Consider the following 6,770-nt stretch of genomic DNA (forward strand, 5'->3'; position numbering starts at 1 on the left):
GGATCTGGACCGGCTAGAGGTCCATCTGGAAGGGCGGACCATCCCCCTCACCCGCCGGGAGTTTGAGCTTCTGGCCTTTTTGGCCCGAAGACCGGGGCGGGTCTACACCCGGGAGGAGCTTCTGGAGGCCGTCTGGGGAGAGTACCTGGGCACCCCTAGGACCGTGGATCAGCACATCCTCCAGCTCCGGGAAAAGCTGGGGGAGGACCCGAGGTCGCCCCGGTTCTTGGAGACCGTCCGGGGGGTGGGGTACCGGTTCCGGGAGGAGGGGTGAAGCACTGGGAGGAGGCCCGGGAGGGGATCGTGGTCCACGAGGACCGGAGGGTGGTCTATCTGAACCCCAAGGCGGCGGAGCTTCTAGGGGTGGAGCGGGACAAGGTCCTGGGAAAACCCCTCCTTTTGGCCCTCAGGGACCACCGCCTCGAGGCCTTGGCCCTCTTTGGGGGGGAGCGGGTGTTTCAGGTCCGAGGCCGCTGGCTTTCGGCAAAGGCCGTTCCGGGGGCGCTCTACCTTTTGGATGAGACGGAGGGGCGGGCGAGGCGGCTGGACCTGGAGGAAGCGGCCCAGGTCCTGGCCCACGAGTTCAGGACCCCCTTGGCGGGGATCCTCTCCCTTCTGGAGGCCCTCTCCCCCAAAACTTCAGAGGAGGAGGCCGTCTTGGCCCATCTGAAGGCGGAGGCCCTTCGGCTTGCCCGTCTGGTGGAGGGCCTTTCCTCGGAGGGCTTCCGGACGGCCCGGGTCTTTGACCTAAAGGAGCTCTGGCCCCGGCTAAAGGCGCTTTTAAAGGAGAGGCTAGAGGGCCGTGAGGTTCTCTACGCGGCCAAAGGAGAGGTCAAGGCCGACCCGGACGCGGTCTTCCAGGCCTTGCTCAACCTTTTGGACAACGCCTTGAAGTACGGCAAAGACCCCATCCGGGTGGTGAGCTTCCTGGGAGAAGGCCGGCTCCACCTCGAGGTCCGCGACCAAGGACCCCCGCTGGAGGCCTATGAGCCCCTTTTCCTCCCGGGCCACCGGGGGTTCCAAGGGGGGCTGGGCCGGGGGCTCGGGCTTTACCTGGTGAGAAGGTTGAGCGGGAACTGGGGCGGGGGAGCGTACGCCCTGAGACGGGAAGGGGAAAACGCCTTTGGGGTCTACTTTCCTCTAGACTGGGAAAAGGAGGCTTAAGATGCGGGAAATCCTGGACAAGGAATTAAACGCCCTGGTGGAAGAGGCCTTGCGGATGCTCTCCTTGGTGCGCGAGATGACCCAGGAGGCCACGGAGGCCTTGGTGGAAGGAAACGCGGAGAAGGCCCGGGGCGTGATTCTGAAGGACAAGGAGGTGGACGCCCTGGAGCTCAAGGTCGAGAACCAGGCCATCGCCCTCATCGCCCGGCACCAGCCGGTGGCCTCGGATCTGCGGCTCGTCTTCACCGTCATCAAGGCCCTGACCGACCTCGAGCGGGCGGGGGATTACGCCATGCACGTGGCGGAAGATGCCCTTCTTCTAGCCCAAGAGCCCCCTTTGAAGCGGTACGTCACCCTCCCCCAGATGGGCAAGCGCCTTTTGGAGATGATGGACCTCTTGGCCAAGGCGGTGGCGGAGCGGAACGCCGCTTTGGCGCGGGAGGTCCTGAGCATGGACGACCAGGTGGACGGGCTTTACGAGGAGGTCACCCGGGAGCTCCTCACCTACATGATGGAGGACCCCCGGACCATCTCCAAGGCCCTCACCCTGATGCGGGTGGCCCGGAGCTACGAGCGGCTCGGGGACCACCTGGAAAACGTGGCCGAACGGGTCATCTACTGGCTGACCGGGGAGATGGAGAAAAAGCCCGAGGACGTGTACTGAGCCCCCGGGCCTCTCCGTTAAACCCCCAAAAGGGGGCCCCAGGGGTGGGGAAGGAAAGCCGCCCCTCACTCCTCGGCCAGAGCCTCCTCCACCCGTTCGCTAGGCGAAGCCTCCGCAGCCTGGCGGCGGCCCGCCTTCCACTCGAGGCCCGCCCAGATGAAGTCCAAGAGGTCCCCGTCCAAAACGTTCTGAGGGTCAAAGCGCATCAGGCCCGTCCGGTGGTCCTTCACGTACTGCTTGTCCAGAACGTAACTCCGGATCTGGCTCCCCCACTCGATGGGCCGGACCTCGCCCTTGAGCTTCCTGAGCTCCTCCTGCTTCTTCCTCCACTCCAGCTCAAAAAGGCGTGATTTCAGAACTTTAAGGGCCAGCTCCTTGTTCTTGATCTGGCTTCTCGTGGTCTGGCAGGTGACCGTGATCCCCGTGGGGAGGTGGACGATGCGCACCGCGCTGTCCGTGGTGTTCACCCCCTGGCCCCCATGCCCCTGGGCGCGGAAGACGTCTACCCGCAGATCCTCGGGCCGGATGACCACCTCCACGGTATCGTCCACCTCGGGCATGACCTCCACCCCCGCGAAGGAGGTGTGGCGGCGGCCCGAGGCGTCAAACGGGGAGGGGCGGACCAGGCGGTGCACCCCGGCCTCGGGGGAGAGAAGGCCGTAGGCGTTCTCCCCCCGGACGAGGATCTGGGCGTAGTCGATCCCCGCCTCCGGCCCCGGGGTGATGTCCACCACCTCCACCGAAAAGCCCTGCCGCTCGGCGAAGCGGGTGTACATCCTGAGGAGCATCTCCGCCCAGTCGCAGGCCTCCGTACCCCCCGCTCCAGGCTGAATGGTCAGGATGGCGTTCTTCTCCGCGTGGGGAAAGGAGAGGAGGGTGGCGTGGTAAAGCTCGTCTAGTCTTTTCGCCGCTTCCTCGAGCTCCGGCCCCAGGGCCTCCCGATCCTCAAGGGGAAGCTCCGCGTAGAGTTCCACCAGGCCTTGGAGGTCGGACTCGAGGCTCCGGTAGGCCTCCACCGCCTTCCTCAGCCGGGCCGCCTCCTGGGTCACCCTGCGCGCCTCCTCCGGCTGGGTCCAAAGGGTGGGGTCCTGGAGTTTGGCGTCCAGCTCTCTCAGCCTAGTTTCTTTTCCTGGGATGTCAAAGATACCCCCTAAGGGCTTCTAATCTGTCCTGCAGGGCCTTTACGTCCATACCTTTACCAGTATACCTCGGGCCCCGGACCCTGCCAAGCGACTTGATCACAACGGATAGGAGCCTAAACCAGTGGGCCGACGCCCTAAAAGCCAAGTACCCCACGGGCCTGGCCGGGCCCCGGGAGGCCCTGTCCACGGCCCTGGAACAGGAGGGCCTCCCCTTAAAGGAAGCGAAAAGGGTGGCGGAGGCGTTGGAAAAGGAGGGGTATGCCCACCACCTGCCGGGGGGAAACCCCCGCTGGTTCCTAAGCCGTGTCCCCTTGGACCTCAAGGGGCTCCTCAAAAGCCTAAAGGAGGAGTTCCAGGCCTTTGTAGGGCCTAAGGAGGCCCGGGAGGAGGCCCTCCTTTTTATCGTCGAAAAGCTTGCCGTGGACAAACGCGTGGCCGAGGAGATCCTTACCGCCCTCGAGGCGGCCGGGTACGCCGCCTTGGCCTACGACCCGCACAAGGAGCGGGAGCGGTTCTTCTTCCGTTTCCCCGAGACCCTGCGCATCCTGTGAAAAACCCGGGCCCTAAGGCCCGGGGGCACCCCAAGGCGCAGCGCTTTACTTCAGCTCCACCACCGCGCCCACGGCCTCAAGCTTTTTCTTGATCTCCTCGGCCTCCTGCTTGGAGACCCCCTCCTTGACGGGGCCGCCCTTCTCCGCGAGGTCCTTGGCCTCCTTCAGGCCCAAGCCGGTGATGGCGCGAAGCTCCTTGATGACCTCGAGCTTCTTCGCCCCCGCCTCCTTGAGGATGACGTCAAACTCGGTCTTCTCCTCCACCGGAGCCGCCGCCTGGGCCGCCGCTGGGGCCGCCGCCACGGCCACGGGCGCCGCCGCGGTCACCCCCCACTCCTCCTTCAGGAGGTCAATCAGCTGCTTGAGCTCCAAAACCGTCGCCTGGGAAAGCTCCTGCTTGATCCGTTCGATGTCCAGCGCCATCTTCTCCCTCCTAAGCCGCCTGCTTTTCCGCGTACGCTTCCAAAACGCCTACCAGTTCCCGGGCCACACCCCCCAGGACCCCCAAGAGCTCGGCCATGGGGGCCTGCAAAACCCCGACCAGCTCCGCCCGGAGTTCGTCCATGCTGGGCAGCTCGGCCAAGGCCACCACGTCCTTGGGAGCGAGGACCTGGCCCGAGAGGAGGCCGCCCTTGGCCTCGGGAATCCCCTTGTTGTTCTTCTTGGAGAACTCCACTAGGACCTTGGCCACCGCCGCCGGATCCTGGAAGAGGACCACCGCGCTTGGCCCTGTAAGACCGTCTAGCTCCGGAAGGCCCAGGGCTTTCAAGGCTAGGGCGATGAGGGTGTTTTTGGCGACGAAAAGCCGCCCCCCCTTCTCCTTCAGGGCCTGGCGGAGCGCATGGGTCTCCTTTGCGGTGAGCCCCTGGTAGTTCACCAGGAAGAACGAGCCGTTCGCCGCCCTCAGGGTCTCCGTAAGAGCGGCCAAGAGCTCCACGTTGCGCTTGCTCGGCACGCCTTCCTCCTCCTGGGGCAGGGGAACCCCTTTTTTAAACGGGATTTACGAAACGCTCCCCCTCAAGCGCCTCGGCGGGATGTTTAAGGGCCTTAACCCCCCCGCGGTCTTTGGCTGGCGCGGGAACCCCGCGCCGGGGTGCCAAAGGTGAGTATACCCACCCCCCCCCAAAAGGGCAACCCCTAGGAGTGGGGGTTGACCTTCAGGGAGGGGCCCATGGTGGTGGTCACGTAGACGGAGCGCAAAAAGGTCCCCTTGGCGGCCTCGGGTTTGGCCGACTCGAGGGCCCGGATAAAGGCGCGGATGTTCTCCGCAATCTTTTCCGCGGGGAAGCTGGCCTTCCCCACAGGGGCGTGGACCACCCCGGTCTTGTCGTTGCGGAACTCGATCCGCCCCGCCTTGATCTCCCGGATGATCTCCCCGATGTTGAACCCTACGGTGCCCGCCTTGGGGTTCGGCAGAAGGCCCCGGGGACCCAGGATTCGGCCCAGCTTGGAGCCCACCGCCCCCATCACGTCCGGGGTGGCCACCACGGCGTCGAACTCCATCCAGCCGTCCAGAATTTTCTGGATCATCTCCTCGCCGCCCGCGTAGTCGGCCCCCGCCTCCTCGGCCTCCTTGATCTTCTCCCCCTTGGCGATGGCCAAGACCCGGACCTGGCGGCCGGTGCCGTGGGGCAGGGTCACGGTGGAGCGGACGTTCTGGTCCGACTTCCTGGGGTCGATGCCCAGCTTGGCATGGACCTCCACCGTCTCGTCAAACTTGGCGGTGGCCAGCTCCTTCAGAATCCGGGCCGCCTCTTCGATGGAGTAGACCTTGTTCGGGTCCACCTTTTCCAGAAGGGCACGGTAACGCTTACCCCGCTTAGGCATTGGGCCCTCCTATGACCTCCACCCCCATGGACCGGGCGGCCCCAGCGATCATCCGGGCCGCGGCCTCGAGGTCGGTGGTGTTCAGGTCCGGCATCTTCTGCCTGGCGATCTCCAGAACCTGCTCCCAGGTGATCCGGCCCACCTTTTCCCGCCCGGGTTTGTGGGCCCCCTTCTCGAGGCCCGCGGCCTTGCGGATGAGGTAGGAAGCGGGCGGGGTCTTGGTGACGAAGGTGAAGGAGCGGTCCGCGTAGATGGTAATCTCCACGGGGACGATGGCGTCCCCCATGTTCGCCGTGGCCGCGTTGAAGGCCTTGACGAACTCCATGATGTTGGCCCCGTGCTGGCCCAAGGCCGGGCCCACCGGGGGTGCGGGCGTGGCCTTGCCCGCAGGCAGCTGGAGCTTAACCATTGCAACTACTTTTTTCATGTTGTTCCTCCTAGGCTCCCCCCAAGTTAGGGGTGCAAACGCCTACGACTTGACCACCTGGGAAAAGTCCAGCTCCACAGGGGTCTCGCGTCCAAAAATCGTAACCATGACCTTGACCTTGCCCCGGTCGGGGCTGATCTCGGTCACGGTGCCCGTGAAGTCGGCGAAGGGGCCGGAGATCACCCGGACCGTATCCCCCTCCCGGAAGGAGACCTGGGCCTTGGGGGCCTCCTTCTTCCCCAAGAGGCCGCTCACCTCCAAAAGGTGGCGCACCTCGTCCGGGGAAAGGGGAACCGGCCGGGTGGCGGTGCCCACGAACCCAGTCACCCCAGGGGTTCCTCGGATGACCTCGTAGGCCTCGTTGAGCTCCTCCCCGTCCCCCAGGTCCGCCTGGATGAAGAGGTACCCGGGGAAGAGCTTCCGCCGCACCACCTCCTTCTTCCCCCCCTCGCGGAGCTCCACCACCTCCTCCGTGGGGATGAGGACCTGGTAGATCCTGTCCTGAAGCCCAAAGGCCTTTATCCTCTTCTCCAGGTTGGCCTTGGCCTTCTCCTCCTGCCCCACGTAGGTGTGGACCGCGTACCACTCGATCATCGGATGAGCCCCATTAAAAACCGGAAGACCGCATCGTAGAGGCCAAGGATGACCATGGCGAACAGAACGAAAAGGAGGACGGCCTCCGTGGACTGGACGATCTCCTCGCGGCTCGACCAGGTCACCCGGGAAAGCTCCGCCCGGGCTTCCTGAAGGTAGCGGATCACGCGCCGAAGCATCAGGCCTTCACTTCCTTATGCACCGTGTGCTTGTTGCACCAGGGGCAGTGCTTCCGGAGCTCGAGCTTTCCCGTGGTGTTGCGCTTGTTCTTCTCCGTGGCGTAGTTGCGCCGCCTGCACTCGGTGCACTCCAAGAGGATCTTGATGCGGACCTCGCTGGCCATGGCTTCCCTTCTGGGCAAGGGGCCAAGCCCCCTCCCCTGGTCTTACTCCAGGATCTTG

Annotated in this window: 12 protein-coding genes; 4 read left to right on the top strand and 8 right to left on the bottom strand. The window is 64.9% G+C overall.

Going from position 1 to position 6,770, the window contains the following annotated elements; translation table 11 throughout:
* The 3 genes from C4301_RS05315 to phoU form a co-directional block, all read left to right on the top strand.
* Window positions 1–274, top strand: a 274-nt coding sequence (locus C4301_RS05315; protein WP_352414067.1) for a winged helix-turn-helix domain-containing protein, incomplete at its 5' end; no start/stop codon positions are given.
* Window positions 271–1,164, top strand: coding sequence for an ATP-binding protein (locus tag C4301_RS05320; protein ID WP_352414068.1), 894 nt, complete (start codon window positions 271–273; stop codon window positions 1,162–1,164). The genes C4301_RS05315 and C4301_RS05320, both read left to right, overlap by 4 nt.
* 1 nt (window position 1,165) lies before the next feature.
* Window positions 1,166–1,828, top strand: a complete 663-nt coding sequence (gene phoU, locus C4301_RS05325) for a phosphate signaling complex protein PhoU (RefSeq protein ID WP_352414069.1) — start codon at window positions 1,166–1,168, stop codon at window positions 1,826–1,828.
* A 65-nt stretch (window positions 1,829–1,893) separates the two neighbouring features.
* Here phoU and prfB read toward each other — a convergent pair.
* Window positions 1,894–3,019 (bottom strand): peptide chain release factor 2 gene (gene prfB, locus C4301_RS05330; protein ID WP_352414070.1). Its coding sequence is split into 2 segments (ribosomal slippage): window positions 1,894–2,967 and window positions 2,969–3,019, totalling 1,125 coding nucleotides; the frame shifts between segments, so codons are not numbered across the junction.
* A 43-nt stretch (window positions 3,020–3,062) separates the two neighbouring features.
* On the opposite strand from prfB, the gene C4301_RS05335 reads away from it, so the two are divergent.
* Window positions 3,063–3,521, top strand: coding sequence for a hypothetical protein (locus tag C4301_RS05335; RefSeq protein ID WP_352414071.1), 459 nt, complete (start codon window positions 3,063–3,065; stop codon window positions 3,519–3,521).
* Between the two features lie 45 nt (window positions 3,522–3,566).
* On the opposite strand, the gene rplL is transcribed toward C4301_RS05335, so the two are convergent.
* The 7 genes from rplL to rpmG all read right to left on the bottom strand — a co-directional run bounded on the left by rplL (window position 3,567) and on the right by rpmG (window position 6,712).
* Window positions 3,567–3,944, bottom strand: a complete 378-nt coding sequence (gene rplL, locus C4301_RS05340; protein WP_352414072.1) for a 50S ribosomal protein L7/L12 — start codon at window positions 3,942–3,944, stop codon at window positions 3,567–3,569.
* A 10-nt stretch (window positions 3,945–3,954) separates the two neighbouring features.
* Window positions 3,955–4,476 carry a 50S ribosomal protein L10 gene (gene rplJ, locus C4301_RS05345; RefSeq protein WP_352414073.1) on the bottom strand — a complete coding sequence of 174 codons (522 nt, stop codon included), beginning with the start codon at window positions 4,474–4,476 and terminating at the stop codon, window positions 3,955–3,957.
* A gap of 182 nt (window positions 4,477–4,658) precedes the next feature.
* Window positions 4,659–5,348 carry a 50S ribosomal protein L1 gene (rplA, locus tag C4301_RS05350; RefSeq protein WP_352414074.1) on the bottom strand — a complete coding sequence of 230 codons (690 nt, stop codon included), beginning with the start codon at window positions 5,346–5,348 and terminating at the stop codon, window positions 4,659–4,661.
* A complete protein-coding gene (rplK, locus tag C4301_RS05355; protein ID WP_352414075.1) occupies window positions 5,341–5,775 on the bottom strand; it encodes a 50S ribosomal protein L11 in 435 nt (144 codons plus the stop codon). The genes rplA and rplK overlap by 8 nt, the downstream gene beginning before the upstream one ends.
* A gap of 42 nt (window positions 5,776–5,817) precedes the next feature.
* Window positions 5,818–6,369, bottom strand: a complete 552-nt coding sequence (gene nusG / locus C4301_RS05360; protein WP_352414076.1) for a transcription termination/antitermination protein NusG — start codon at window positions 6,367–6,369, stop codon at window positions 5,818–5,820.
* On the bottom strand, window positions 6,366–6,548 hold the full coding sequence (gene secE / locus C4301_RS05365) for a preprotein translocase subunit SecE (RefSeq protein ID WP_352414077.1): 183 nt from the start codon (window positions 6,546–6,548) through the stop codon (window positions 6,366–6,368). The genes nusG and secE overlap by 4 nt, the downstream gene beginning before the upstream one ends.
* The gene (gene rpmG / locus C4301_RS05370; RefSeq protein WP_352414078.1) at window positions 6,548–6,712 is read right to left on the bottom strand and encodes a 50S ribosomal protein L33; all 165 of its coding nucleotides are present in this window, start codon (window positions 6,710–6,712) and stop codon (window positions 6,548–6,550) included. Before rpmG ends, secE begins: the two co-directional genes overlap by 1 nt.
* Between the last annotated feature and the right edge of the window lie 58 nt (window positions 6,713–6,770).

The organism is Thermus sp. (assembly GCF_040290245.1).
Classification (GTDB): Bacteria; Deinococcota; Deinococci; order Deinococcales; family Thermaceae; genus Thermus_A.

Excerpts from the sequence above, each read along its gene's own strand:
- rpmG (WP_352414078.1), bottom strand. The coding sequence starts at position 6,712 with ATGGCCAGCGAGGTCCGCATCAAGATCCTCTTGGAGTGCACCGAGTGC.
- secE (WP_352414077.1), bottom strand. The coding sequence starts at position 6,548 with ATGCTTCGGCGCGTGATCCGCTACCTTCAGGAAGCCCGGGCGGAGCTT.
- rplA (WP_352414074.1), bottom strand. The coding sequence starts at position 5,348 with ATGCCTAAGCGGGGTAAGCGTTACCGTGCCCTTCTGGAAAAGGTGGAC.
- rplK (WP_352414075.1), bottom strand. The coding sequence starts at position 5,775 with ATGAAAAAAGTAGTTGCAATGGTTAAGCTCCAGCTGCCTGCGGGCAAG.
- rplL (WP_352414072.1), bottom strand. The coding sequence starts at position 3,944 with ATGGCGCTGGACATCGAACGGATCAAGCAGGAGCTTTCCCAGGCGACG.
- nusG (WP_352414076.1), bottom strand. The coding sequence starts at position 6,369 with ATGATCGAGTGGTACGCGGTCCACACCTACGTGGGGCAGGAGGAGAAG.
- phoU (WP_352414069.1), top strand. The coding sequence starts at position 1,166 with ATGCGGGAAATCCTGGACAAGGAATTAAACGCCCTGGTGGAAGAGGCC.